We start from the raw sequence: 26,526 nt of genomic DNA, 5'->3' as shown, positions 1-26,526 counted from the left end.
TAATGCTCAAGTAAAAACGTTGAATATCCCTCGCTGAAAGGTGAGGGATATTTTTGAATCAGGCGGAAGGATAATCTACTTGTTCTCCCGTATGAATGGTGCCTTTGGGTTCACGCAGGTACTTCCATCCTTCACTTATAAATCCTGTTCCATAGCCAATCATTTGCACAAAAACGGCCTGAATACTGAGACTTGCCACTGTAATGCTTTTATTCTGTCGCCAGGAATCAAAGAAAATCATCAGGCAGTACATCAGTAATACCAGCACTGAAAATTGAAACAAGGGTTTGAAAATAAGCAGTTGCAGCGGGAAACTGAAAATCCAGACGGTAAAGGCCGCCGGGAAAAAATGAACCAGCTTTAACGTATCCGGGAAAAAGCGGGTTATGTTAATCCGGGCCCGACCAAAGAACTTCAACTGGCGGAAGAAGGCCGGGAAGTTACTGCGGCGTTTATGGTAAATGAAAGCTTCGGGTATCAGGGCACTTTTAAAGCCCAAAGAAAGGGCTTTGATACTAAAAATGATGTCTTCCCCCATGCGGGTAATGCGAAAGCCGCCCGTCTCCTCCCATACGTTTCGGCTCAGTCCCATATTAAAGCTCCGGGGATGAAAAGTTCCTCCGGCGTTTTTCGCTTTGCCACGAATGCCTCCGGTCGTGAACAGGGAAGTCATGGAGTAACTAATGGCTTTCTGAATGGGGCTGAAACTGGGATGGTCGCGGTCAGGTCCACCAAATAAATCCAGCTTTTGCCGATCAATTTCCCGATTGACAATTTCCAGGTAATTCGGCTCTACCAGAGCGTCCGAATCCAGAATAATAAACCAGTCGCCCGTGGCTCGTTGCATGCCGTAGTTACGGGCAAAGCCCTGTCCGCTGTTTGGTTTTTCGTAATAATGAATCGCCATTTGAGCGGCAAACAGCTTGGCTACTGCTTCCGCCCGAATCTGGGACCCATCCTCAACCACGACCACCTCAAAATAGGGGTAGGTTTGCCGGGCTAAAGTTTCAAGTAACTCTGCCAGTTCGTCCGGGCGATTATAAACGGGAATAATGATTGAAAAACGACGCATAGAAAACGAAAGAAGGACAAAACTATAAAGCTTTGCCCTTCTTTGTATATGAAATTTTGAACGAATTACGCTCCGCCTAATACTTCGATCAGGGATACTTCGTGAGCCGCGATGATCTGGTCTACGATTTCATCCGTCAAGGCATGCGAGAGGAAGAGGCTTTCAAACTGCGAAGGAGCTAGGTAGATACCACGTTTGAGCATCGCCTGGAAGTAGGCTCCGAAAAGCGTCAAATCAGAAGCCTTCGCTGAATTGAAATCGGTTACTTTTTCTTCGTTAAAGAAAAGCGTGTACATCGAACCAATCCGGTTGATCGTATAGTTTTTCCCAGCTTTCTTGTTTCCGGCTCGTAATCCATTTTCCAGCTTGGCTCCAATACGATCCAGCTCGGCATAAACGCCGGGATTTTCATTCAGGTACGTCAACATGGCTTTACCCGCCGCCATCGCGATGGGGTTACCCGAAAGCGTTCCTGCCTGATAAACCGGGCCCGCCGGAGAAACGAAATCCATGATTTCTTTTCGTCCGCCGTAAGCTCCTACGGGCATACCACCGCCAATGATTTTCCCTAAAGTAGTCAGATCAGGACGAACGGAAGTAATGCCCTGGAAACCGGAAGCTGAAAGCCGGAATCCGGTCATTACTTCATCGAAGATTAATAAAATTCCTTCCTGATCGCAGAGTTCGCGAAGACCTTCCAGAAAACCAGGTTCCGGCAAAACCAGCCCCATGTTACCTACGACGGGTTCCAGGATGATTGCTGCGATTTGGTTTTTGTTGGCATCAACCAGAGCTTTAACTGCAGTCAGGTTGTTAAACGGTGCGGTTAAGGTATCATTTGCCACCCCCTTAGTCACACCGGGGCTGTCAGGAACACCCATGGTTACGGCACCGCTACCGGCAGCAATCAGAAAGCTATCGCCATGCCCGTGGTAACATCCTTCAAACTTGATCATTTTTTCGCGACCTGTGAAGCCACGAGCCACACGAATGGCCGACATGGTAGCCTCCGTTCCAGAGTTAACCATGCGAACTTTCTCAATCGAGGGAACCATCGAGATGATTAACTCGGCCATTTCTACCTCACGACGCGTAGGAGCTCCGAAAGAGAAGGAATGCTGAACGGCATCCGAAACAGCCTTTTGAATCATTTCGTTGGCATGCCCCAGAATCATCGGACCCCAGGAATTAATCAGATCAACGTAGGTGTTATCGTCTTCATCGACCAGATAGGCTCCTTTCGCCGATTTAATAAAGATCGGGTTACCACCCACCGCCCGGAACGCCCGAACCGGAGAGTTCACACCGCCCGGAATGACTTCTTTTGCTTGCTGAAAAAGTTGTTCTGAATTAGTCATAGTATAGAGCTAAGCAGAGTAACCGAGGCATTTGCCTGTCTGGTACTTCGCTTATTATTTGACGGGAATGAATTGATAGTTACTGAATTTAAGAATCGTAAAGTTCTGATTGTCGTTGGATTGACGATAATCGAAACCGCCCAGCGTGTACCCGTTTGTATAGGCCTGACTGTGGGCTCCTTTTGTAAAATCCGAACCAAATTTCCCCAGCATCCGACCAAAAAACAGCATAGTGTCATAGCCCAAATAAGCATAAGTAGAGGGGAAAAGGTTATACGTATTCAGGTATTGCTGACGAAATTCCAGCGTAACCGGTTCGGCATCGTTGGCGTACATGGAGTCAAAAAAATAAACCTGAGGACCTTTAAAAGTGTAAGCGGATGCCGTTGCCATGTTGAAGGATTGATAAGAAACCAGCAGAGGCGACGGAAGCGTACTTTTATTATACCAGGACATCACGCTTGGGCCGGAATTCTGGTAAAGTGCCAGGATATGTCCGGGCTTTTGTGCTTTTAAATCCGTAGTAATCGTTTCGCTCAATCCGCGTTTCAGTCCCAGAATTTTAAATCCATTTTCTTTTGCCAGGGATGCATACGTAACCGCCAGCAACGAATCCTGACGACTGCTACCATAGGTGATGTACGTGGTTTTAGGCGTAAAACGGTTGGCAAATTGTAGCAATGCTTTCGCCTGTGATTCGGTGGAAGGCTGGGTTAAATACGTCAGATTCTTGAGCAGGGAGCTATTGGTCGAAATCGGGTTAACAATGGGAATATTCCGTTCCGCCGCCCAGGCAGAAGCAATTTCGTAACTAATCGGATACAGCGGCCCGATTAATAAATCCGTTTGCTGAAATGGTTCGTTTCCAATGAGCCGCTTCATGCTGGCTTCTGAATTATCTACTTCATACGCCTGAATATTGATGGTAACCGATTCTTTCTGAAGCTTCTTTACCGCCATCTGAATGCCATCGTATAAGTCTATAATAAACTGATTTGAGTTGTTGGAAGTACCTAACTCATTGAGCCGGAATGGGAATAATACGGCTACATTATACGACTGTTTTTTACCTTTTGCGGGAACGTTAACCGTAGGCTTTTTCTCCGTTATCGCTTTTTCAATGGCTTTGGGCTTGATAGAAAAACGATTGATGAGTTTATCTGCCAAATCCAGATCGGCCTTGCTGGACGAGCGTTTACGAATGAGATAAACCAGGTTTTCAGCGATAACAGGATCCGTCGAGTACTTGGCATTCAACTGTTTTAACGTGGAAATATCCGTGCATTGAGACAGGTAATAATTCTCCATCGTGCGGGCATCTTCCGAGATTCTGGAGTCGGGGAGCCGTTTGAGAGCGTCTACTGCCGGGATGTATTGTTTTTCTTCGAAGAGGATATTGGCGTAGAGGTAACGGGCCTCGTCAATTTTATTCCATTTGGGATAACGAGTTTCAAGCTGACGCAGATAGGAGCGACTTTCCGCAAGTTTATTACTCTTGAGCGAGGCCAGAGCCATAAAGTAATGACTGTACGGAACGAGTTCGTTCTGGTAACGGGAGGAAGTCAGCGGAGCAAAGTATTCACGGGCCTGCTCGTATTTTTTTTCGCGAATGGCCCGCTCGCCTTTCTGATATGCCTGTTGATACTCCTCAGGAATCGTTTGAGCAATGGAGGTGAGGGTAAAGAAAATTCCCAGAAAAAGGATGATGGTTCTACACATGAAAAAGTCTTTAAGCAAAAATAGGAACAGGATCAGTGAGGGACGCTATTTCTAAAAAGGTTTCGTGAAAAAGAAGATGCCATTAAAGTACAAAAAGCCCCCGACCAGTGCAGTGAGGGGCTTTTCGTAGCTTCATGAGCTGAAATTATTTTTTCTTCTTAGCCTGAGCTTCTGCCTGCTTTTTCGCCTCTTCTGCGGCTTTCAGTTGCTTATCAAGCATTTCTGAGAATTTCGAACGTTTTTTCTCGCCTGTAGCGATTTTACGACGGTTTTCATTCAGAATAGCTTTGATTTTGTCTTCGTCCACAAATCGCTTAATGATCTGCTGTTGTCCAACGGTAATCAGGTTGGATACCAGATAATACCAGGCCAGACCCGCAGGGAAGGAATTCATAATGAAGAAGAACACCAGTGGCATGATGTAACCCAGCGTACGGTAATCCACCGGACCAGCCGCAGCGGGAGTCGTCTGGTTGTTATAATACGCAAACAGAATGCTGGAACCCGTCATCATCAGGGTAAACAAGCTGATGTGATTACCAAGAACGGGCAATGAGAAACCGAAATGAATCAAATCGTCATACGCCGAAAGGTCATTTGACCACAGGAAAGGCTGCTGACGTAACTCAATCAGGTTTGGGAAAAGGAAGAACACCGACATCAGAATGGGCAGCGTGAGTAACTGTGGGATACAACCGGAAAGGGGGTTGACACCTACCTGCTGATACAGTTTCATTTGTTCCTGCTGCATTTTCTGAGCATCGTCACCGATCTTTTCTTTCAGTTCGTTTAACTCAGGTTGCAGCACCCGCATTTTCGCCATCGAGATATAACTCTTGTACGTTAAAGGAGTCAGGATTAACTTGATGATTAATACCAGAACCAGAATCAGAATACCGTAGTTCGAAATAAATCCACCCAGAAGGTTGAATAGGGGAACGAACACAAAACGGTTGACGGGTTTCAGGAAAGCATAACCCAGGTATACGTTTTCGTTGAATTCGGGAGCTACCTGCGAAGTCAGTTGGTAATCGTTAGGGCCAAAGTATAACTTGAATTTACCCTTACCCGCTGCCAGATCAGCCGCCGGGATTTGCACTTCTGCTTCCAGCGTTTTCAGGTTTTCCTGATTGTTATCAGGGAAGGCCGTTGATTTCAGCTTAACTCCTGAAAGATTGGTGCCTTCACCTATCAGACCCGAAACGAAGTACATTTGCTTGAAGGAAAGCCATTTAGCGGGCTCTTCGAGCGTTTTTTCTTCCGTTCCTGAACTATTGGGGCTTAAATGATCGAAAGATTCGTCAGCAGTGAAGTAGTTAATGGTACTCTCGTTACGGAGTTTATTCACATCCTTTTCTGTCCGATCTACTTTGTGTGACCAGAACAGACGAGCGTTGCCACCAAAATTTTTAGCGGCCACGTCATAGGCGATGGAGAATCCGCTACCACCTAAGGTATAGCGTTGTTCGATGGTTTGACCACCCGCCAGAGCGAGGGTAAATACTACTGAACCCGAACCTGCTTCCGCTACTACCTGGCTTTGGCTGTTCGTGGCGAAAAATAATTGGCTCACGTCTACTTTACCGGGGCCATTGGGTAACTCAAGACCGAGTTTAGAACCTTTTTCGTCGAACAGGTATAGAGGTTTCTGATCGAAGGTCTTGTAGTTTTTCAGTAATACTTCTTTAATCTGACCACCCTTCGTGCTGAATTTGACGCGAACGTCTTTGTTCTCAAGGATGACATCTGAAGCAGTGCCTTTGGCGGCTGATGCGAATGTTCCTAAGGCGGCGGTATCAAGCGTGGCGGTAGGGGCGACGTTTTTCTGAGGGACTCCGGCTTGCTGGGGTTTCTGGGGTTGCGGCTTTTCTTCAGGCACCAAAAGCTGATACCCAAGTAACATGCCAACAATCAAAAGCAACCCAATGATGGTATTACGATCCATAAGGATGTTTTAAGTGGGGAGATTATTCGTCTCCGGCTGGTAATGAAATGAGACAATTTAAAAATAAGCACGCAAAGTTCGTAAACAATCACGAAAGCCCGACCTATGGATTCAATTTTTCCAGAAATGAATGGAAATTTAGTTTGAACGGTAAAGTCGGCACGAACAGAAGTCAAGCTTATAAACGTAGAAATTACCCAGTCGAAACTAAAGAACACTTTAGAGACAACTGGGTAACTACTTATTAACTAGTGCATTAAGAACATGATCTTAGTTAGCAGGTACGCTAACAGACTCCCGCTTTGCCAGCGAGTAAGTCAATGCGGCTTTCACGAATTTCACGAAAAGCGGAGCCGGGTTTAACACCGTACTTTTATACTCAGGGTGGAACTGAACCCCAATAAAGAAGGGGTGTACTTCTGATTTCAGCTCGATAATCTCAACCAGTTTGCTCTCGGGGTTAATACCGGATGTAACCAGTCCCGCCGCATTCAGTTGTTTCAGGTACGCGTTATTGAATTCATAACGGTGACGGTGACGCTCGGAAATTTTCGTCTTTCCGTAGATCGCATGAGCTAAAGAATCCTTTTTCACATCGCAGGGCCAGGCTCCCAGACGCATCGTACCGCCTTTGGCCTTAATGCCTTTTTGCTCGGCCATCAGATCAATAACGGGGTTTGGCGTTTCAGGCTCCAGTTCGGACGAAGAAGCATTAGCGATACCAGCCACGTTACGAGCGTACTCGATAACGGCCATTTGCATCCCTAAGCAAATACCAAAGAAAGGAATCTTGTTTTCGCGAGCCAGTTGTACCGCCCGGATTTTACCTTCCAGACCGCGTTCTCCGAATCCCGGAGCGACCAGAATGCCATCCATACTCAGTAATAAGTCGATAGTATCCTGTTGTTCCAGCGTTTCGGATGAAATCCATTCTACTTTCACGCGGCATTCGTTTTCGGCACCTGCGTGGTTGAACGCTTCCGCGATGGATTTATACGCATCTTTCAATTCAACGTATTTACCGACCAGAGCCACGGTAATTTCTTCCGTTGGGTTTTTGAATTTACCCAGGAAGTCCTTCCACGAGTCCAGATCGGGTTCCTGATCGTTATACAGGTTGAGTTTGTAGAGAGCCCGCTGATCGAGTTTCTCTTTTTTCATCAACAAGGGAACGTCATAGATCGTATCGGCATCGATGGACTCGATTACGTCATTAGGCTGTACGTTGCAGAACAAAGCGATCTTCCGACGCATGTCAGTTGGGATCGGATGCTCCGTGCGGCAAACCAGAATGTCAGCTTGAATACCGGATTCTGAAAGCGTGCGTACCGAGTGCTGCGTGGGCTTGGTTTTTAACTCACCCGCTGAACTCAGGTAGGGTACCAGCGTCAGATGAATAAAGAGCGTGTTGTGTTCTCCCAATTCGTACTTGAGCTGACGGGCCGCTTCAATGATCGGTAAGGATTCGATATCACCTACGCAACCTCCAATTTCCGTAATGACAATATCAAACTGGCCGGTATTACCTAAAGCCGTAATGCAGCGTTTGATCTCGTCCGTAATGTGAGGAACCACCTGAACCGTCTTGCCAAGGTATTTACCCTCGCGTTCGGCCATGATGACGTTGTAGTAAATACGACCCGTGGTAACGTTGTTGTCCTGAGACGTAGGAACGTTCAGGAAACGCTCGTAGTGACCTAAATCTAAGTCGGTTTCGGCCCCGTCATCGGTAACATAGCATTCGCCGTGCTCATAAGGATTGAGCGTTCCGGGATCTACGTTGATGTAGGGATCAATTTTTTGAATGGTAACTGAAAGGCCCCTGGCTTGCAGAAGTTTAGCTAACGAGGAGGCGACAATGCCTTTGCCGAGAGAAGATGCAACCCCGCCCGTAACAAAGATATATTTCGTCGGTTTGACCGTGGACATGAAACGACGTGATGTTTGTGTACGGGATGCAAAGATAATAGCAAAAAAGTAGATTTGAAGGTATAGGCTAGACAGTTTTTTTTGAAGTGGGAGGTAAGATTTTGGTCATCAGCGGGTTGTGTAGCTCAAAAAATGTTTAAAAATAACAGAGTTTCCAACCTTAAAGTAAAATCTGGGGTCTGATTGAAAACTTATATCCTATGAAAAATATACTTTTAATTCTGGTTGGATTATCTCTGGTAATGTCCTGTAAAAAGGAGGCCGAAGTCAAGGTTGATGCTTGTATGAACGCCGGGGCAACGGACGTCAGTACTGCAGAAAAACTACTGGTAGGCATTTGGCAACTAAAATATAGTAGGGGCTGGACCTATTCTGAAGATGTCCCATCGGTAGTGTTAGCCTTTCAGGACAACAAGCAGGTAACTGTGTCTAAAAACAATCAGGTCATTTACAAAGGAGTTTACGGCATTAAAAGCTCAAATCAGTCGCTGTTTTTAATGGATTCATCCGGTAAGTATCAATACAGAGGAACGGACTATCTAACGGGCCAGATTCAGGTGTGTGAGCAGAATTTAATCATAGATCAGGGTTCTGCGGCAGATTGGCCCATTTATGGCTATACTAGAAAAGATACTTTACAGAAATAAAAAGAGCCTGGATTTGCAAATCCAGGCTCTTTTTATGCGAGATATGTTGTTAAAACGGCACTTATTGGGCTATTGTTGTGTTTATGAAAAATAAGGCCATAGTTTTTCATGAAATTAACCCAGCAATGCAGCAGCAACCAATTTATGAACTAAATATTCAGCCTTACCCAGCTTTGGCTGAACAGCGGCGACGCCCTCCTTCAGTGGTGTATTTCTCTAATTTAACTAAAACGGTAGAATTCTTATTAACCACTTTACAGATTCATGGATGGGACGCTCAACTGAGTTACTCGACCATCTACAGAAACTTACAGATCAGGGACAAATTCTGGCAGGATTACGAAGTGAGTGGAGTGAAATTCTTCCGGGTCACGATTTCCAAACAGCTATTGAACCCGGTGTTACCAACCGTAGAAATGGAAGATTATCCTAGAAAACGGTAAATGAGTTTTGAGCGGCCGCCGCTGCGGTTTTGAGTTTTGAGCGACCGTCGCTACGGTTTTGAGTTTTGAGCGACCGTCGCTACGGTTTTCAGTTTTGAGTTTTCAGTTTTCAGTTTTGAGTTTTCAGTTTTGAGTTTTGAGTTTTGAGTTTTCAGTTTTGAGTTTTGAGTTTTGAGTTTTGAGTTTTCAGTTTTCAGTTTTCAGTTTTCAGTTTTCAGTTTTCAGTTTTCAGTTTTCAGTTTTCAGTTGGAAAGTGAAAACCTATAAAGGTAGGGAAGAGGTTTTGAAATGAGAATTATAACCCCGGAGGGCGTTGAACCTGAATAGCCCCGGATGCTAATCCGGGGTTCCCTATGGATGGACCCTGCCTATGGCTGGTGTCCTCACCAGCCGGTCTGCCAAAGAATAATGGTTGGTGAGGACACCAACCATGGCGGAAAGTGCAAATTTATAAGGGTAGAGAAGACGTTTGGAAATGAGAATAATAACCCCGGAGGGGTTGAACCTGGATAGTCCCGGATGCTAATCCGGGGTTCCCTATGGATGGACCCTCCCCATGACTGGTATCCTCACCAGCCAGTCTGCCAAAGAATAATGGTTGGTGAGGACACCAACCATGGTGTAAAGTGCAAATCTATAAGGGTAGAGAAGGCGTTTTGAAATGGGAATCATAACCCCAGAGGGGTTTAATTATGAATAGCCCCGGGTGCAACCCGGGGGAACAATTTGGGGACGACGATTAGGGAAGGCGTTCCCCGAATTGTAATTCTCTGGCCATGTCTCAATTTCTGAAGGAAGTGGTTGGTGTCCTCACCAACCACAGGGGAAGTTTACACCAACCACGGAGAAGGGGCTGTTCCTATTCAACTCCTCTGGGGGTTAAGTCACTCATTTTATAAACACCTTCTCTACTTTTTTCTTCCCAACCCAGAATCCTCCACCCAAAATCCTGCAACGATCTTCTGAAAAGTTGTAAAGGAAACCAGTCCAGAAAAGGCGAAATTTGTAGAGTAATGAAAACGGACATGGAAACAACAGAAGCAGCAGTGAATAAAGTACGTATACCCGTAACAGGTATGAGCTGTGCGGCTTGTGCTCGCAGTGTTGAGACAGTGCTTTCCAAACAACCCGGCGTTTCTGAAGTAGCGGTTAATTTTGCGGATGAGTCGGCTCGGATTACGCTCAATCCTCAAGAAACCTCATTAGAAACCTTACAGAAAGCCGTCCAGAATATAGGATATGGCTTAATTCTGGATGCTGAAAATGCTCAGGAAAAACAGGCCCAGTACAAAGAAAACCGTCTGAAAAATCTTCAGAAAAGCCTGATCTGGTCGGCGGTCTTCACCTTTCCGGTTTTTATACTCGGCATGTTCTTCATGGACTGGCCGCCTGCCAATTACCTCATGTGGGCCTTAAGTACACCCGTGCTCTTCTGGTTTGGCCGCAAGTTTTTTGTCAATGCAGTAAAGCAGGCCCGTTATGGGCAAACGTCGATGGATACACTCGTGGCCATGAGTACGGGTATTGCGTATGCATTCAGCGTTTTTAATACCGTATATCCTGAATTCTGGCATCGCCAGGGCTTACATCCGCACGTTTACTTTGAGGCGGCGGCTGTTGTGGTGACCTTCATTCTGGTAGGTAAATGGCTGGAAGAGCGGGCAAAATCCAATACGTCATCCGCCATTAAAAAACTGATGGGTTTACAGCCTCAAACGGTTATTCGGGTTGAAAATGGGGAAGAAGTAGAAGTTGCCTTATCCGAAGTAGGCGTAGGAGATCGGCTCGTAGTAAGGCCGGGCGATAAGATTCCAGTGGATGGTCAGGTAAAGTCAGGACAATCGTATGTCGATGAAAGCATGATTTCTGGGGAACCCGTTCCTGTAGAAAAATCAAAGGGTAAAAAGGTATTCGCGGGAACCGTCAACCAGCAGGGAAGTTTTCACTTCATTGCTCAGAAAGTAGGCTCAGAAACCTTATTGGCTCAGATTATTCAAATGGTGCAGGAAGCTCAGGGAAGCAAAGCCCCTGTACAGCGGATGGTGGATACAATCGCCGGAATCTTTGTGCCCGTTGTGGTCGGTATTTCGATCATTACTTTCATCGTATGGCTGATTTTGGGGGGCGAAAACGCTTTAACCTATGCCTTACTTAATGCCATTACGGTATTGGTAATTGCCTGTCCTTGTGCCCTCGGGCTGGCTACGCCGACGGCGATTATGGTGGGAGTAGGGAAAGGAGCCGAGTTAGGCATTCTGATTAAAGATGCCGAAAGTCTGGAGCGAGCTCATCGGGTTACAACGGTGATTTTAGATAAAACCGGAACCATTACTGAAGGAAAACCAACGGTTACCCAGACGCTCTGGAAAGATGAACGCTATAAAGCCGCATTGATGGGACTGGAAAGTCAATCAACGCACCCCCTGGCTCAGGCGGTAGTGACCTATCTCAAAGCTGAAAAGATCAAATCGGCTTCATTCAGTAATCTGGAGAACGTTCCCGGAAAAGGTATTCAGGGGATTGCCGATGGTGAGCTTTTTCAAGTGGGTAATCCCAAATGGATGCAGGAACAGGGCTTTTCGCTGGACGGCTGGCCCGTGTCCCAGTGGCAGTCAGAAGCCAAAACGGTAATTGTCTTTGCTAATCAACGGGAGGTCATTGGATTATTGGCTGTTACCGATCCCGTGAAAAAAACGTCTCGCGAAGCCATTACGCAACTGCATAAAAATGGCATCGAAGTCATGATGCTGACGGGCGACAATGCTCAAGCAGCGGCAGCCGTAGCCCGTGAAGTAAACCTGGATCAGTTTCGGGCGGAGGTCTTACCGGGCGAGAAAGCCGATGTGGTGCAAGCATTACAGGCTCAGGGAAAAGTAGTGGCCATGGTAGGCGATGGCATCAATGACTCGCAGGCACTGGCTCAGGCAGATGTTAGTGTCGCCATGGGGCAAGGCTCGGACGTGGCGATGGATGTCGCAAAAATGACGCTCATTTCAAGTGATTTGCAGCAGTTACCCAAAGCTTTACGACTCTCGCGATTAACCGTCAAGGCTATTCGTCAGAATTTATTCTGGGCCTTTATTTATAACCTGATTGGAATTCCCATTGCGGCGGGTGTGTTATTCCCCGTGAATGGATTTTTATTAAACCCCATGATTGCCGGAGCCGCTATGGCTCTAAGCTCAGTATCGGTGGTGACGAATAGCTTATTACTGAAATATCGTAGGGTTTAATTTTGAATGAGTGAAGGATAGAATGAGTGAATTTTTGCTTTGACTCATCACCATAATGGTTTGGTGCCTTCATCAATTAACCTAGGAAAAAACAACTGAAAACAAACAACCGTAAACTAACTCATGGAAACGCTTCAATTTAAAACCAATATCAACTGTAGTAACTGTGTCGCTAAAGTTTCTCCTTTTCTGAATCAGGAAGATTCGATTGATCACTGGAAAGTGGATACTAACAATCCTGATAAAATTCTCAGTGTCGAAGGAGAGGAACTGGATTCGGATGAGATTATTAAAACCGTTGAGAAAGCCGGTTTTAACGCGGAAGTAGTTGGTTAATTCAACTTCATGAAAGTTTTTAACTTTCGGGAAGTTCAGTAAAAAAGGAGGCCGATTCTAACTTAGAATCGGCCTCCTTTGCTTATTAGGCTTCTACTGACAGCGGTTGGTTAACCGCTTCGTGCCAGGGTAAACCGTGCTGGTTCAGTAACTCCATGAATGGATCTGGATCAAGTTCTTCGCAGTTCCAAACGCCGGGTTGCATCCAAACGCCGTCGCACATCAGCTTGGCACCGATCATTGCGGGAACACCCGTTGTATAACTTACACCCTGAGCTTGTGTGTCTTTATAGGCATCCTGGTGTTTACAGTTATTCCAGACGAAATAGGTCTTCTCTTCACCGTCTTTACCGATACCACGAATCTGGCAACCAATAGAGGTTTCGCCCGTATAATTTTCGCCCAGCGTTCCGGGTTCGGGTAATACGGCTTTCAGGAATTCCAGTGGAACGATGTCCTGGCCCTGGAATTTGATGGGCTGAATGCTGGTCATTCCGACATTTTCAAGAACCTGAAGGTGAGTAATGTACTGCTGACCAAAAGTCATCCAGAAACGAGCCCGTTTCAGGGTTGGAAAGTTATTCACCAGCGATTCGAGTTCCTCGTGGTAAAGTACGTAACTTTCTTTTTCACCTACGTTAGGATACGCAATGGGCTTGTGAATGCTCATCGCGGGGATTTCTACCCATTCCCCATTTTCCCAGTAACGACCCGGTTGCGTAATTTCCCGGATGTTAATTTCTGGGTTAAAGTTCGTGGCAAACGCTTTTCCGTGATCACCCGCATTACAGTCCACGATATCCAGGTACTGCATTTCGGAGAACTGATGTTTGTTTGCGTAGGAAGTAAACACCTGCGTAACACCGGGGTCAAATCCGCAACCCAACAGAGCCATCAAACCCGCTTCTTTGAAGCGTTCCTGATAAGCCCACTGCCAGGAGTATTCAAACTTGGCTACATCTCTAGGCTCGTAGTTGGCCGTATCGAGGTAATGCGTTCCCGTTTCCAGACAGGCATCCATGATGGTCAAATCCTGGTAAGGAAGAGCCACGTTGATGACCATGTAAGGCTTAAATTCATTGATTAATGCAACCAGTGCAGGAACATTATCCGCATCAACGGCTGCGGTTTGGATAGGCGTAGGCAGACCGTGTTCGGCTGCTTCCGCTGCAATTTTATCGCATTTAGACTTTGTACGAGAAGCCAGCAGAATTTCACTGAAGGAATCCGGGTTCATGGCTACTTTTTTGGCAACTACGTTACCAACGCCACCTGCACCAATAATTAAGACTTTCTTGCCCATTTTCAGTTGTGTATGAACGAACGAGTGTTTTGAGGGTTCTAAACGTAACCAACAACAGAAGTTACCCCTTTTCAGACCTGAGCCCTAAGGCTGGATTTTAGCTTCTTTTGAGTTCTTCGGCCGCAAAAATAGTAGTTCCAGTGAAAAAGGGGTGACTATTCCTCGTTGTTTACAAAAATTTAAAACCAAAAACAACTCCCCACACAAAGACATAATGGGCGAAAAAGATGGCCACGAGATAGGCCGAAAGCTTTACCCGGGGTGGTCGGGGATGAATTTTAAGCACAGTGCCCCAGAAGCCAACAGCCAGAATTCCGCTGGCCGTACCCAGAATAAGAACAGACCACCAGTCGGGCTGTAGAAGTTCTTTCCACCAAATCCAGCCATAGACCAATGCAAAAGCAAAGCCTATAGCGTAATGAACCAGCGTGCCAACAATCACCGCCAGGGGGCTTGTCGATAATTCACCGTTGGGTCCGGCCTGGAAGGTAAGTAAGGTGCCTAATACATTGATAACTTTTGTTCTATAACCCGTTATAAAACTTAGGATATACATGAATAAAGTCATGGCAGAAGTACCCGCCAGACTGGCGATAAAAAGGGCAGGAAAGTTCATGGATTGGTAAATTGGTTTCCTCAACTGGGTAAAGAAGTATTCCAATTTTGACCGTAATGGGTGCTAATACTCAAGTAAAAATAAAATAAACTTTTGCCTTAGTATCTTTGCAGGGTATTGTTATCAATTCTTATGTCATTCCACTCTCTGGGTCTATCCGAGGCTTTACTTCAAGCCATTGCCGAGCAGTCATACACCACACCTTATCCTATTCAACAAGAGGCCATTCCGGTTATTCTGAATGGAAAAGATGTGTTGGGAATTGCTAAAACCGGTTCGGGGAAAACCGCCAGTTTTGCCTTGCCTGTTCTGGAGTTACTTCAGAAAACCTCGCCCGCCCGCAATCGCTTTATCAAAGTTCTGATTCTGGTGCCCACGCGGGAATTAGCCGTTCAGATTGCCGAAGTCTTTCAGGGATTTAGTAAAAAATTACCCCGAAAAGTGCGAACGCTAGCGGTATACGGTGGAGTTTCCATCAATCCTCAAATGCAGCATCTGCCCGGAACGGACGTATTAGTGGCCACGCCCGGACGTTTGCTTGACCTGCTGGATAATCATGCTCTTTCGCTGGCTCAGGTTAATACGTTGATCTTGGATGAGGCCGATAAAATGCTGAATCTGGGTTTTGAAGAAGAGATGAATAAAATCTTCGCCTTATTACCCCGAAAGCGTCAGAACCTCCTGTTTTCGGCGACACTAGCGGATTCAGTAGACGTGGTTCAAAAAAAGATATTAACCCAACCCGTTAAGATTGAAATAGAAGAACCCGAACTTGACCTCGATCAGATTCACCAGATCGCTTTTGCGGTAACAGCCGAGCGGAAGGGCCCGTTTTTACGCTACCTGATTAAGTCTGAAAACATGAAGCAAGTGCTGGTCTTCGTTTCATCCACCCGAACGGCTGATAATCTGGTTGTCAAGCTGAACAAGAACGGCATTCAGGCGTATGCCATGCATGGTCAGAAAAGTCAGGGAGCGAGGATGATGGCGTTGAACCGCTTTAAATCCGGTGAAATTCAGGTATTAGTCGCCACCGACCTGATTTCTCGTGGAATTGATATTCAGTTTTTACCCTACGTCATTAATTTCGAACTACCTCGTTCCCCGAAAGATTATGTCCACCGGATTGGCCGGACGGGTCGGGCTGATGCTTCCGGCGAAGCCATTTCGCTGATTACACCTGAAGATGAACATCATTTCAAGATTATTCAGAAAAAGATGAAAAAGCGGGTAGAAATTCTGGAGAGCAACCACATCGATTTACACGGGTATTAATGAGGCTCAGTTGATAGTTCTGAGTCGTTGTTTATTCGTATTTTCATCAGCGGCAGTGTCGCGATACGTCACAAGGAAACGAATTATTTGGCACTGGTTTTTAAAAAATAACGGAAAGAGTTAATACAGAACAAAACCTTTATTTTTTATGAATACCATTTCCATTCAACGAGTAGGTACCGCCATTGCTGTTGTAGGTAGCATTGTCGGTACTTATTTTTTTACCCGTTCCCGAACCCAACGTAAAAGCTCTTTTAGCAAGCAGCGGAAAGAGGTAGACGAAAATCTGTTAACTCCGGCCAATGAAACCTTCGGGATTATGTGGCCCACGATTTATACCGGAACTACGGCTCTCGCCGTTCACCAGGCCTTACCCGATCAGCTCGATAATACCCGTTACCAGAAAGCGGTGCCTTGGTTAGTAAGTAGTTACGCTTTAAATAATGTCTTTACGTACTTCTTTGCTAAAGATGATTTGCTAAGTCGTCGTGCTGCGGCTTTAACTACGATTGCCTTATTACCCAATGCGTTGATGCTGCATAAAGCACTGGAAATTGGTAAAACCAACGTTCCGCAGCCGGAACGCACTTTTCAAAAATCGATCAGTCTATATGCTGGTTGGTTAACGGCAGCTTCGGTGATTAGTGGAGGAAATTTGTTGTTACAATCGGGCATTAAAATACCTGAATCCTTAAAAGGGCAATTAACCTGCGGGGCTTTATCGCTGACGGCTACGCTGGGCATAGGTGTCGCCCGCAAACTGAATGATCCTTATTATTTAATTCCGTTCATCGCCGCCCTTGCTGGAATCGCCGCGAAACAGAAGAATGAGCGGAAGGAAGTAGCCCTTTGTGCTGCTACGCTGGCTATAACGGTTGCTGGAGCTTTTGCCAAGCAGTTACAGGAATCCAAGCCTTTGGAACGTATTGAAGAATAGAGGGATTTTATGGTAAATATAACTTCCCGAAAACAACGTGCCCCGGTTTAAACTTTCGGGAAGTTATAGAATTCTTACCTAGATTTACAGAATCAATTAATTGTAGAAGAAAAAAAAGTTACTGCTAAGAACATTAGATCGTATCATTTTTCTTAACAATTGCCATTCCTCTTCTTGTTTTTGAAGCATCAAAGCCGACGGCAATCCGCAAGTTAATATGGCTACCAGATAACCCTGATACAAAATTGGTTGGATTGACAGATAGTCGGGCTTTATAGAAAAAGAAAGCTCGTTCCTGATAATCACTTTTTGTTTTAAAAATACGACAAATTTCGATTCCGGCAGTTGGACCATATCCGATTAAAATCCGATCATCATCTTTATTTTTGCGGGGAGTAAACTCATTAACAGCAGCTCCAACAAAAGGAATATATACCCAATGATTGCGTTGAATTTTTCGCCCGTAAGTTAATTCTATGGCGGCCAGGTTCGTTTTAGTAGCAGGTAACCAGTCTCCTTTTCTGTAAAAGTAATCTCTGGTTTTATTGCCTCCTAAATTCATGTCAAAGCTGATTCTGGATTTAGCATGATCGAAGGAGAAACCCAAATTGAAGCTAGTAGCATCCGTAAAATACGATTTTGTCTTTCCTAGGAAAAGGTTTCTGCCAATGCCCGTATACAGGCCAATACTCCATTGAGTAAAGGTTTCAACTACCTCAACTTCAGGTGTTTGTTTGATTAACTCTGCAACTTTATTAGCCCAACGTTGAAGTGTAGCGGCGGACGGATCGGCGGTTAATTCCTGTTCAAATGCATTTTGCATTTGATTGGTGTTCTGTCTAACCTGAGCGTATAAATCATCCAGAATTCGTTGGGCGTGCTGAGGAGAATCCTTAATATCTCCAAGCTGCATAACCTTATATTTCAAAACTCTTGAAGCATAGCCCTGCATATCAAAAATAATCTGAGCGTATTTTAGATTTCTCGGATCTTCAGATTCCAGAGTCGAATGCCTCGGATCAAAAACTACTTCAGAAGTAACAATGGGTCTGAAACGCTGAAAGGTTATGGGGTTAATTTCATAATTAAAATTTAACTGTATATCCAGATAATTTCGAGTAGTAACTTCTGAAAAATTTCGAAAGGACAGTTCAGTAGAGGGTGTCCAAATGATACGGTTTGACTGAGCAAAAGAGCTTACCGAAATCACTAATAAACCAATTACTTGATAGAGACGGGACATGTTAGGAAGGTGCAATTAAATGACTTACAAATGTACCGATTTTAAGAATTTATTACCAAAGGAAATAAGCACCTACGAAAAGAATCAGCTTAATATATGGGTTCTTTGTCTTCCTAAGTAATGCATACAGCGAGGCAGTCAGAACTAAAGTTTCCAGCGGTCTGTGCGAGATGTCATCTCGTTCCTACCCAAAATAGATATGTATTGATGTTTCTGAATCTTTATTTAATACTTGGGCCAGTTGGAGGGTAAAACCAGAAGTAATCAATAGTGAATTAAATGAAATATAAAAGTCCGGCAAGCAATTGCCGGACTTATGAACGGGATTGGATAGCAGTTAATAACGCATTTGCTGTAATCGATCAAAAGCGGCTTCTTCCAGAGCTTCCTGATGGTCAGGGTGAGCAATGTGAATCAGAGCTTTAGCTCGCTGAGCCAGGTTTTTACCGTATAAATCAGCAACGCCGTATTCGGTCACGATGTAACGCGTGTGGGCACGTGTCGTTACCACGCCTGCTCCCTGTTTGAGAAGAGGTACAATTTTAGATTCACCCCGATTAGTAACCGAAGGAATGGCAATAATGGCTTTCCCATTCTGAGACAAGGTGGCTCCCCGAATGAAATCCATCTGACCGCCTACGCCCGAATACATCCGTGTCCCGATGGAATCAGCACAAATTTGTCCGGTAAGATCTACTTCAATAGCACTGTTAATGGCCGTTACTTTAGGATTCTGACGAATAATGGCCGTGTCGTTAACATAACCAATATCCAGCATAGACACCCCCGGATTATCATCAATAAAATCGTAAAGCTTACGACTACCAACGGCAAAGCTTGACACAATTTTTCCGGGGTGTATTTTCTTATGTTTACCCGTAATGATTCCTTTATGAACCAGAGGTAATAACCCATCGGAGAACATTTCGGTATGAACACCCAGATCGCGGTGATTTTCCAGATAGAGTAATACGGCATTAGGAATACCGCCAATTCCCATCTGAATGCAGGCTCCGTCTTCTACCAATCCCGCTACATTCCGACCAATGGCCGATTCGACGTCCGTGGGTCGGCTCAATTCATGCTCATACAGCGGACGATCCACATAACTCATCGCCGTAAATTGCTGAACGTGAACAATTCCGTCTCCGTGTGAGCGGGGAACCTGCGGGTTAACCAGAGCGATTACTTTCTTCGCGGATTCAACGGCAGCTCTACTCACATCCACTGAAGTCCCAAGCGAACAATACCCGTGCTGATCCGGCGGTGAAACCTGAACGATAGCGGTATCCAGCGGCCAGATTCGATTTCGGAATAAATTGGGTACCTCACTTAGAAAAATGGGCAGGTATTGGGCGTATCCTTCCGCAACGGCTTTCCTCAGACTTGAACCAATAAAAATGGCATTGGGGAAAAAAGCGTGGCGAGCTTCGGGCTCAACCAGAGGAAAAGTTTTTCCCTCCAGGTGCATGTGAATGGTGTGTACGTCCTCCAGTTCGGATGCTCGCTGGGCCAGGGCCTCAATCAACGGCATGGGCGTAGCGGCGGCGGCCTGTATAAATACACGTTCGTGACTTTCAATATGACGAACCGCCTCAGCGGGCGATACATAGCTGTAATGATTCATGGTAATCTTTTGTCGAAAGAAAGGTCAAATTTGACGCGTCAAATTCGTACAAAAAATGAAGAATATCAGCTTTTGAAGAAAATTATTTAGAAATATTCTAAATAATCAAACTTTCCATGAAGTTAGATGGCCGATGCTCAGGAGGGTAACCCTTGAAGAGAGGTAATTTACTTGACCCGAATGTACTTTTCAACGATGGTATGATTAATACCCAGTTCTTTGATTTCCTCCTTGCCCGTTTGAATGAGGGTATCCTGACGAAATTCAACCGTAAACTGAAAGCTTTTGCCTTCATAAGGCCGATAGCTGCAATACTCTACGTGTTCGGTGTATTGGTCCCCTTGCCAAGTGTAGGTACCACCGCCTCCGGCAAAAAAGGCAGTAGACGAATCTTTCCCGGCCTTCAAATCATGATTCAGAAAGGAGAAGTGAGTGTCATTGAGGATCTTGATCATTTTCCGACCGGAAAGGTCATCCGAAGTAGTCTTTCCCGCTTCAATTTTCTGGGCAGCCACCAGTTCCCAGCTTCCTTTTAATTCATTTTTGGGTTGACACGCGGTAATGAAAAGGAGAGCGAAAGCACAAAAGGCGAGTTTCATTAGAGTATCATAGGTTTTATAAGTCGTGAAGTAACAAAAAAGCATTGGATTTGAGTGTCTTTCTACTCAGATCATGGACCGTTGGTGTAAAAGATTTAGAGTCAGCTTCAAAAGCTTTCTACTTTGAGACCAAGTCTTTATAACTATCGGTCCTATGTTCAAATTCAAGTCAAAGAAACCAGCTTCGGCGAGGAGAGAGTGGTTAAATTCACTGGTGTTTGCGGTCATAGCTGCTACACTGATTCGTTTTTTCACTATGGAAGCCTTTGCCATTCCTACGCCTTCGATGGAAGCAAATCTGATGGTAGGCGATTTTCTGTTGGTGAGTAAGCTTCATTACGGCTCCCGCACGCCACAAACGCCCCTGCAATTACCATTGACGCACCAGAAAATCTGGGGTACTGATTTGCCTTCTTATACCGATGTCATTCAGTTACCTACGTATCGGCTGCCCGGATTCACGGAGGTGAAAAATAATGATGTCGTCGTATTTAATTTTCCTCCCAAAGTGAACGGCGAGAAGGACCATCCGGCCGATTTGCGAAAACATTTAATTAAGCGATGCATCGGTATGGGTGGAGATGTGATTGAGGTGCGTCAACAGCAAGTGTATGTCAATGGAAAGAAACAAGCCATGCCTGAGAAGGCTCAGACAAGTTACCTGCTCAAAACCAGTGAAGTGCTAGACGAGCGTTTCTTTAGAAAGTATAATCTGGTGAATGATTACCAGTCAGCCGAGGGCCCATTTATTAACTGGAACCCTATAGAGGTATATAATCAAAAAACACAAAAAAATGAACTTGTAGGGTATCAGATTCAGACTACAGAAGCTACAGCCCAGCAGTTACGCCAACTGGATTGGGTAAAAGGAGTAGAACCCTTAACGGCTTTGGCGGGGGAGAAAGAATCGGGCATTTACGGTACCTCCGTTTATCACTGGAACCGGGATAACTTTGGTCCTTTAGTCGTTCCCAAACAAGGAATGACCATTCCCATAAATGCAAAAACCATTGCCCTTTACGGACCGGTCATTGAACGTTACGAGCATTTAGAAAACGTGAAAGTAAACCCTGATCAAGTTGAAATTAACGGTAAAAAGATTCAATCGTATACCTTCAAACAGGATTATTATTTCATGATGGGAGATAGCCGACATAACTCCGACGATTCACGATACTGGGGCTTCGTTCCCGGCGATCACATCGTAGGGAAAGCCGTGTTCGTCTGGATGTCCATCGACCCGGTAGCGGCACAGGTCTGGAATAAAATTCGCTGGAACCGGTTGTTTTCGGTTATATAACTAAAGAATGAGGCTAATGTCTCATTCTTTAGTATTTTTCGGCCTTATGGTTGGTGATGCTCCGCTAACTCTAACCATAAAGTAGCTTACTTAAGTTGCTTGACTTGTTTCTTAACATCCGTATAAAATGAATCAGGTAATTTGGGAAAATTCTTTCTATACGCTTCTTCTAAAAATGTAAGGATTTCTGAAAGATCTTTGGGATGTTTGGCTAAGTCTTTTCTTAATTCATGAATAATTCCCTTACTAATGGCTGTATAATAGCCATATTTAGCAGTGGGGTACATATCTTTAAGCTTATGAGTGCCCCACTTCGCATCTCCAATTTCTGAAGTGTCTCCTTGGGCAATCAAATCAAATTGACGAGCTGCAAGTGTATTATAAAGTTCTAAAGCTTTCTCTGTACGAAGCTCTTGGGCCGCTGTGCAAAAGGAAAAGCTTAAAATTGTAAAAAAAGTGATAGTGATTTTCATAAAGTAAGGTTTATTTTAACTTCCTGTATAGCAAATCATGCATATGTTGTAGGAATAAACTCCATACTTGTACAAAGAAATAAATTAGTAAAGGAATTTTTTATTAGAAAAAGCTTTCAGTTTAGCTAGGCAATGTTCTGAAGAACGATAAATTGTATCTATTTGATTAGTTAAAAACAATTCACGGATTAACAATGGATCATCACCTAATATGTATTGATACGTAAAAGGGGTATTAGCATTTTTTAATTTATTAAACTCTTTTCTATACCTAACGTATTGAATATTACTAGGGATTTTTTTGTTATCTCTAATTATGTTCCAATAATGATAGAAACCTTCCTGCCCCCTAAATATGATTCCAATATTAGAACCAGCAGTAATGTGAGGCAATAAGGTTTTAATGCTATTATAATGATGAATATGATTAATAAAAGCCAATTCTTGTTCACTTTTATTAAAAATAGTTGCGTTTTTCAATTCATTATAGTACCCTGAACGATCTAATATATCAAATATTTGTTTTCGGTTCGAAAAAGATTGCCCCTTTTTTAAAGGATAGCAGTCAGTAGAAGAGTTAAAATTGTAATAATGACAAAGATCTTTTTTTAATGTAATATTATCGGGCTTGTCTGGTATACATACGTATGCCGGGACATAACTTGTGTACTTTTTAATGTAATATCCGAAAGGGATGATTGGCTTACTCGGATTAGCAAATACGAGGAAAAGAGAAATTAATAGTAGGGGTATTGTTAAATAAGATAATCTAAGGTTTTTGTATTGAGTGTATACATAAGAAACAATTATAACACCCAATGAAAAAAAAGGCATATGTGTTCGAGTACTCCAAGCTTGGTATTTTAACAAAGTACAAAAAAGAATAAAACCAGCAAAGGTACAAATCAAAAGTGAGACTAATGAATTGGGCTTTTTTACGAAGAGAAAGATAATACTGCCGACAATGATCAATAACAAGTGAATGTTATTAGGAATCATATCTTCATGAATGGTAAAGCGTATTAAGAAGGGATCTAGTCTTTGAGATATTTCGTCTACGTTAACTCCAAGCCAATGATGAAAATGTACAATAACTTTCTCATTCAAAGTGTTAATTTCATTATTTGGCACACCGATATGCAAGCTTATGTTCTTTACTATACCTGAAATAGTATATTTTAAAGAATGTTTGCCAACAGGAATATTCTCCACAAAAAGATCATCCCCCGGTATGGGACCTATTGCTCTTCCGAAAACTTCATAGTTTCGTTGTATAAAAGGATAAAATACTATAGATTGAACAATAATGAATAGGAGTAAAATACGTATAGCATATGAAAATTTATACTTTTTAAGAATTTTAATGCCAAAATAGAAAGCGAAAGGAAGTGTAAAAATAAATACAGTATATTTTGTAAATCCTCCAAAAGCTAAGGAAGTGATAAATATAAATATTATTTTACTGTTATGATTTTTAACTAAGCTAAAACCAGCATAAACGAATACTAGAAAGAAAAAGCAGGCTACTAGATCAACCTGAGTACTAGTGCTTTCGAAAATAAATATAGGTATTGTTAACAATAAAATTGTAGCCAAGTATTGCCCTCTGATAGTTATTCCCAAAAGCTTTGCTAATAGACCTATTGTACATAAAGAGCCTATAAATGCTGTATATTGTACTAATCCTGCAACATGATCAGTATGAGCGAGTAGAATACTATCAAGAACAAGATATTCTGCAAATACATTGAGATACAACTGCTGGAGATGCTGAGTAGGATAATGGTTTAGATTGCCATTGGTAATCCAGTAAATAATCCTGTTCAGATGGTAGGCATGGCTGTCAAAATTATTGGGAGATACATAAACTGATAAAAAAAGCAAGGGTAAAAGTATGCATAAGCAAATCAAAGTGGTGCTAATTTTATAAGGATATGTTTTAATAATAAATAAATCTTTGTATAGACTTACTATAAAATTATTATGTTTTAGTTTAAGAATAAATGCTGTACTACTTATAATTAGTACAAATCCCCAATAGATAGAAGCAGTATTAGATGAAATAAAATTGAAGTAGGAGGCTGTTTCATTGTAAATAAATACTAGAGTAGATAATGATAGTAAGGTAAAAATTAAAGAAATCCGAATATTACTATAAAATCCTAATTCTTTATTGCTATCATAATTGAGAATAAAGATAACTAAAAAAGTTAATATCAGTAGTAAATAACTCATGGGTAGGATGTTTAGGAGAACACTAGTTTATACAGAATTAGTTATCTACTATATCCATTTCTCAAAAAGGTTATCAATGCGATTTCACCTATTACTCACCATTGTTGATATTTAGCGAAGTATCACCAATGATGATGGGTAATAGAGATTAAAATAATTTACATAAAATGTAATTGATAATTAAAAAAACTAATAGGCAAAAGTCAGTACTACTTATTTCAGAATGAACAGATTATTGAAATTTTTCATATATGAAAAAGGGCGAAGAAACTCTTCGCCCTTTTTCTATATAACCTAACTTAACAACCTACTTCACCACCCGCACCTTCACATGCGAAGGCTGGCTGGGCGTAGAATATACCTTGTGCATAGCCTTCTGGAAATCGGATTCGCTGGCTTTATAGATGTTTACAAATTTCTGAGGGTTGCGGTCTACCAGCGGGAACCAGGAGCTTTGGACCTGCACCATGATTTTATGGCCCTTCTTGAAGCAATGAGCCGCGTCCTGCATGTCGAATTTTACTTCTTCTACCTTGTTAGGTACCATAGCCTCGGGTTTGGAGAAGCTTTTACGGAATTTGGAACGCATCACTTCGCCGCGTACCATTAACTGGAAGCCACCCATTTTTGTCCCCGGAATCGGGCTGTTGTTAGGAGCGTCGCCGGGGTACACATCAATGAGTTTTACCACAAAATCTGCGTCAGTTCCGGTGGTAGAGACAAATAAATCGGCCATAACGTTACCCGAAATGACTACGTCTTCCGTGAGCACGTCTGATTCGTACACCAGCACGTCGGGGCGGGTAGCTGCAAAACGCTGATCTTCGTACATAAAGTCAGCTCCACGGACGTTACGAATTTCGCTGGTAAAAGGCACGGGCTTGTTGGGGTCGCTCAGGTATTCCATAAAGCTGGTGGGAGTCGCTTTCGGAGCCTCGAAGGATAACTTACCGTTTGCGTGGAAGTACAAGTTTTTTTCCTGTGACTGCTTCGGCGGCCAGGCGTCGTACTTTTTCCAGACGTTCGAACCCGTTTCGAAAATATAGGCTTTCGGTAATTGTGGGTCTTTTTCGCCTTTCAGGTGATGATTGAAAAAGGCCAGCTCGATGTTTTCCCGGTAAAAAGGCCCGGTATCTGAATCGAAGCGGATGTTACCCAGCACATCGCCCTTCACCCGTGACCAGCCGCCGTGAATCCAGGGACCCATCACCAGAAAATTGGAAGTTTTCGGGCTGTTTTTTTCGATTCCGGCAAAGGTCTTCAGCGGACCGTATAAATCTTCCTGATCAAACCAGCCACCCACGGTTAAAATTGCCGGAGTAATGTTTTTCAGGTGCGGCACGGGCGTGCGGGACTTCCAGAATTCGTTATAACTCTCGTTCTCCATCATCTGATTCCAGATGACGTTTTCGCCCTTTAAAATCTTCTCGTTAATATTCTTGATCGGTCCAATATTCTTGTAAAACTCGTAGGAATCAGGCGTTCCGAAGTTGCTGAATTGGGGAGCCGTCTGTGTGGTAGGCTCGGGGCGGGGAGCACCGTAGGAAGACAGAAACGAGAAAGTTCCCATCAAAAAGAAAGCTCCATTATGGTGGCGGTCATCACCCATGAACCAGTCCGTTACCGGAGCCTGGGGCGAGGCCGCTTTCAGAGCCGGGTGGGCTTCAATGGCCGTCATAGTCGTGTAAAAACCCGGAGCCGAGATGCCCCAGGTACCTACTTTGCCATTATTAGTGGGGAGATTTTTCAGTAACCATTCGATGGTATCATAGGTATCTGAGCTTTCGTCAACATCGGTTTTTTTCGTCTTGTTAGGGATGAAGGGCTTTACCGCCACAAATTCGCCCTCAGACATGTATTTACCCCTGACATCCTGGTAGACAATAATATAGCCTTCCTTGGCAAAGAGCATCGAAGGGCCCAGACTCATTTTATATTTATCTTCCCCGTAAGGAGCAACGCTGTACGGCGTACGATCCAGCATAATGGGATATTTCTTTGACTCGTCTTTAGGTACATAAATCGAAGTAAATAGTTTCACCCCGTCCCGCATCGGAATCAGACGCTCGAGCTTACTATAGTTCTTGCGGATGTAGAGAGAATCTTCCCGCAAATTCCCGGGAATTTGGGCGAAAGAATCCGTCGCAGTAGTAGCCAGTAGGATGCTGGTTGCTACCGTGACCATGGTTTTGAAAACGTGTTTCATATCAAATGGTTATGTGAATGCAAGAAAGGC

Annotated in this window: 20 protein-coding genes; 7 read left to right on the top strand and 13 right to left on the bottom strand. The window is 43.8% G+C overall.

Annotated features, from left to right (window positions below; all coding sequences use genetic code 11):
- Nucleotides 1-58: 58 nt before the first annotated feature.
- From QE357_RS12520 to QE357_RS12500, 5 genes are all read right to left on the bottom strand, one after another.
- Complete coding sequence (locus QE357_RS12520; RefSeq protein WP_309707840.1) at nt 59-1,072, bottom strand: glycosyltransferase; 1,014 nt, start codon at nt 1,070-1,072, stop codon at nt 59-61.
- Between the two features lie 65 nt (nt 1,073-1,137).
- Nucleotides 1,138-2,430: a glutamate-1-semialdehyde 2,1-aminomutase gene (gene hemL, locus QE357_RS12515; protein ID WP_309707838.1), complete on the bottom strand. Its 1,293-nt coding sequence runs from the start codon at nt 2,428-2,430 to the stop codon at nt 1,138-1,140.
- 54 nt (nt 2,431-2,484) lie between these two features.
- Nucleotides 2,485-4,149, bottom strand: coding sequence for an ABC transporter substrate-binding protein (locus tag QE357_RS12510; protein ID WP_309707836.1), 1,665 nt, complete (start codon nt 4,147-4,149; stop codon nt 2,485-2,487).
- Between the two features lie 145 nt (nt 4,150-4,294).
- Nucleotides 4,295-6,094, bottom strand: a complete 1,800-nt coding sequence (gene yidC, locus QE357_RS12505) for a membrane protein insertase YidC (protein WP_309707833.1) — start codon at nt 6,092-6,094, stop codon at nt 4,295-4,297.
- 270 nt (nt 6,095-6,364) lie between these two features.
- Nucleotides 6,365-8,023 (bottom strand): CTP synthase, encoded by a 1,659-nt coding sequence (locus tag QE357_RS12500; RefSeq protein ID WP_106638246.1) that lies wholly within the window; start codon nt 8,021-8,023, stop codon nt 6,365-6,367.
- Between the two features lie 200 nt (nt 8,024-8,223).
- Here QE357_RS12500 and QE357_RS12495 point away from each other — a divergent pair, with 200 nt between their 5' ends.
- The 4 genes from QE357_RS12495 (at nt 8,224) to QE357_RS12480 (ending at nt 12,682) form a co-directional block, all read left to right on the top strand.
- The gene (locus QE357_RS12495) at nt 8,224-8,670 is read left to right on the top strand and encodes a hypothetical protein (RefSeq protein WP_309707821.1); all 447 of its coding nucleotides are present in this window, start codon (nt 8,224-8,226) and stop codon (nt 8,668-8,670) included.
- A 125-nt stretch (nt 8,671-8,795) separates the two neighbouring features.
- Nucleotides 8,796-9,113: a hypothetical protein gene (locus QE357_RS12490; RefSeq protein WP_157830458.1), complete on the top strand. Its 318-nt coding sequence runs from the start codon at nt 8,796-8,798 to the stop codon at nt 9,111-9,113.
- 1,025 nt (nt 9,114-10,138) lie between these two features.
- Nucleotides 10,139-12,346, top strand: a complete 2,208-nt coding sequence (locus QE357_RS12485) for a heavy metal translocating P-type ATPase (RefSeq protein WP_309707818.1) — start codon at nt 10,139-10,141, stop codon at nt 12,344-12,346.
- Between the two features lie 123 nt (nt 12,347-12,469).
- Nucleotides 12,470-12,682: a heavy-metal-associated domain-containing protein gene (locus tag QE357_RS12480; protein WP_106638243.1), complete on the top strand. Its 213-nt coding sequence runs from the start codon at nt 12,470-12,472 to the stop codon at nt 12,680-12,682.
- A gap of 85 nt (nt 12,683-12,767) precedes the next feature.
- Here the strand turns inward: QE357_RS12480 and QE357_RS12475 are convergent, their stop codons facing one another.
- Together QE357_RS12475 and QE357_RS12470 are read right to left on the bottom strand one after the other, a co-directional pair.
- Entirely contained in the window at nt 12,768-13,985 is a 1,218-nt protein-coding gene (locus QE357_RS12475; protein ID WP_309707815.1) for a saccharopine dehydrogenase family protein, read from the bottom strand.
- 169 nt (nt 13,986-14,154) lie between these two features.
- Nucleotides 14,155-14,601 carry a hypothetical protein gene (locus tag QE357_RS12470; protein WP_309707813.1) on the bottom strand — a complete coding sequence of 149 codons (447 nt, stop codon included), beginning with the start codon at nt 14,599-14,601 and terminating at the stop codon, nt 14,155-14,157.
- A gap of 132 nt (nt 14,602-14,733) precedes the next feature.
- On the opposite strand from QE357_RS12470, the gene QE357_RS12465 reads away from it, so the two are divergent.
- Entirely contained in the window at nt 14,734-15,876 is a 1,143-nt protein-coding gene (locus QE357_RS12465) for a DEAD/DEAH box helicase (protein ID WP_309707811.1), read from the top strand.
- A gap of 148 nt (nt 15,877-16,024) precedes the next feature.
- Nucleotides 16,025-16,813: a tryptophan-rich sensory protein gene (locus QE357_RS12460; protein WP_309707808.1), complete on the top strand. Its 789-nt coding sequence runs from the start codon at nt 16,025-16,027 to the stop codon at nt 16,811-16,813.
- A 133-nt stretch (nt 16,814-16,946) separates the two neighbouring features.
- Here QE357_RS12460 and QE357_RS12455 read toward each other — a convergent pair whose 3' ends face one another.
- From QE357_RS12455 to QE357_RS12445, 3 genes are all read right to left on the bottom strand, one after another.
- Nucleotides 16,947-17,765 carry a hypothetical protein gene (locus QE357_RS12455; protein WP_309707806.1) on the bottom strand — a complete coding sequence of 273 codons (819 nt, stop codon included), beginning with the start codon at nt 17,763-17,765 and terminating at the stop codon, nt 16,947-16,949.
- A 628-nt stretch (nt 17,766-18,393) separates the two neighbouring features.
- Nucleotides 18,394-19,683 carry an acetyl-CoA hydrolase/transferase family protein gene (locus tag QE357_RS12450; protein WP_106638237.1) on the bottom strand — a complete coding sequence of 430 codons (1,290 nt, stop codon included), beginning with the start codon at nt 19,681-19,683 and terminating at the stop codon, nt 18,394-18,396.
- Nucleotides 19,684-19,850: 167 nt separating this feature from the next.
- Complete coding sequence (locus QE357_RS12445; protein ID WP_309707803.1) at nt 19,851-20,282, bottom strand: hypothetical protein; 432 nt, start codon at nt 20,280-20,282, stop codon at nt 19,851-19,853.
- Nucleotides 20,283-20,436: 154 nt separating this feature from the next.
- On the opposite strand from QE357_RS12445, the gene lepB reads away from it, so the two are divergent.
- Nucleotides 20,437-21,582 (top strand): signal peptidase I, encoded by a 1,146-nt coding sequence (gene lepB, locus QE357_RS12440; protein ID WP_309707801.1) that lies wholly within the window; start codon nt 20,437-20,439, stop codon nt 21,580-21,582.
- Nucleotides 21,583-21,668: 86 nt separating this feature from the next.
- Here the strand turns inward: lepB and QE357_RS12435 are convergent, their stop codons facing one another.
- From QE357_RS12435 to QE357_RS12425, 3 genes are all read right to left on the bottom strand, one after another.
- Entirely contained in the window at nt 21,669-22,055 is a 387-nt protein-coding gene (locus QE357_RS12435) for a hypothetical protein (protein ID WP_309707798.1), read from the bottom strand.
- A gap of 84 nt (nt 22,056-22,139) precedes the next feature.
- Nucleotides 22,140-24,290, bottom strand: coding sequence for a glycosyltransferase family 39 protein (locus tag QE357_RS12430; protein ID WP_106638233.1), 2,151 nt, complete (start codon nt 24,288-24,290; stop codon nt 22,140-22,142).
- A 307-nt stretch (nt 24,291-24,597) separates the two neighbouring features.
- Nucleotides 24,598-26,496, bottom strand: a complete 1,899-nt coding sequence (locus QE357_RS12425; protein ID WP_309707793.1) for a CocE/NonD family hydrolase — start codon at nt 26,494-26,496, stop codon at nt 24,598-24,600.
- Nucleotides 26,497-26,526: the final 30 nt, after the last annotated feature.

Origin of the sequence: Siphonobacter sp. SORGH_AS_0500 (genome assembly GCF_031453245.1) — a bacterium.
Taxonomy (GTDB): domain Bacteria; phylum Bacteroidota; class Bacteroidia; order Cytophagales; family Spirosomataceae; genus Siphonobacter.
The sequence above is the reverse complement of the archived record's forward strand: the minus strand, read 5'-3'. Positions and strand labels throughout refer to the sequence as shown.

Excerpts from the sequence above, each read along its gene's own strand:
- QE357_RS12485 (WP_309707818.1), top strand. The coding sequence starts at position 10,139 with ATGGAAACAACAGAAGCAGCAGTGAATAAAGTACGTATACCCGTAACA.
- QE357_RS12470 (WP_309707813.1), bottom strand. The coding sequence starts at position 14,601 with ATGAACTTTCCTGCCCTTTTTATCGCCAGTCTGGCGGGTACTTCTGCC.
- QE357_RS12450 (WP_106638237.1), bottom strand. The coding sequence starts at position 19,683 with ATGAATCATTACAGCTATGTATCGCCCGCTGAGGCGGTTCGTCATATT.
- QE357_RS12490 (WP_157830458.1), top strand. The coding sequence starts at position 8,796 with ATGCAGCAGCAACCAATTTATGAACTAAATATTCAGCCTTACCCAGCT.
- lepB (WP_309707801.1), top strand. The coding sequence starts at position 20,437 with ATGTTCAAATTCAAGTCAAAGAAACCAGCTTCGGCGAGGAGAGAGTGG.
- hemL (WP_309707838.1), bottom strand. The coding sequence starts at position 2,430 with ATGACTAATTCAGAACAACTTTTTCAGCAAGCAAAAGAAGTCATTCCG.
- QE357_RS12460 (WP_309707808.1), top strand. The coding sequence starts at position 16,025 with ATGAATACCATTTCCATTCAACGAGTAGGTACCGCCATTGCTGTTGTA.
- QE357_RS12480 (WP_106638243.1), top strand. The coding sequence starts at position 12,470 with ATGGAAACGCTTCAATTTAAAACCAATATCAACTGTAGTAACTGTGTC.
- QE357_RS12500 (WP_106638246.1), bottom strand. The coding sequence starts at position 8,023 with ATGTCCACGGTCAAACCGACGAAATATATCTTTGTTACGGGCGGGGTT.
- QE357_RS12430 (WP_106638233.1), bottom strand. The coding sequence starts at position 24,290 with ATGAGTTATTTACTACTGATATTAACTTTTTTAGTTATCTTTATTCTC.
- QE357_RS12465 (WP_309707811.1), top strand. The coding sequence starts at position 14,734 with ATGTCATTCCACTCTCTGGGTCTATCCGAGGCTTTACTTCAAGCCATT.
- QE357_RS12510 (WP_309707836.1), bottom strand. The coding sequence starts at position 4,149 with ATGTGTAGAACCATCATCCTTTTTCTGGGAATTTTCTTTACCCTCACC.
- QE357_RS12455 (WP_309707806.1), bottom strand. The coding sequence starts at position 17,765 with ATGCAGGGCTATGCTTCAAGAGTTTTGAAATATAAGGTTATGCAGCTT.
- QE357_RS12520 (WP_309707840.1), bottom strand. The coding sequence starts at position 1,072 with ATGCGTCGTTTTTCAATCATTATTCCCGTTTATAATCGCCCGGACGAA.
- QE357_RS12435 (WP_309707798.1), bottom strand. The coding sequence starts at position 22,055 with ATGAAAATCACTATCACTTTTTTTACAATTTTAAGCTTTTCCTTTTGC.
- QE357_RS12475 (WP_309707815.1), bottom strand. The coding sequence starts at position 13,985 with ATGGGCAAGAAAGTCTTAATTATTGGTGCAGGTGGCGTTGGTAACGTA.
- QE357_RS12495 (WP_309707821.1), top strand. The coding sequence starts at position 8,224 with ATGAAAAATATACTTTTAATTCTGGTTGGATTATCTCTGGTAATGTCC.
- QE357_RS12445 (WP_309707803.1), bottom strand. The coding sequence starts at position 20,282 with ATGAAACTCGCCTTTTGTGCTTTCGCTCTCCTTTTCATTACCGCGTGT.
- yidC (WP_309707833.1), bottom strand. The coding sequence starts at position 6,094 with ATGGATCGTAATACCATCATTGGGTTGCTTTTGATTGTTGGCATGTTA.
- QE357_RS12425 (WP_309707793.1), bottom strand. The coding sequence starts at position 26,496 with ATGAAACACGTTTTCAAAACCATGGTCACGGTAGCAACCAGCATCCTA.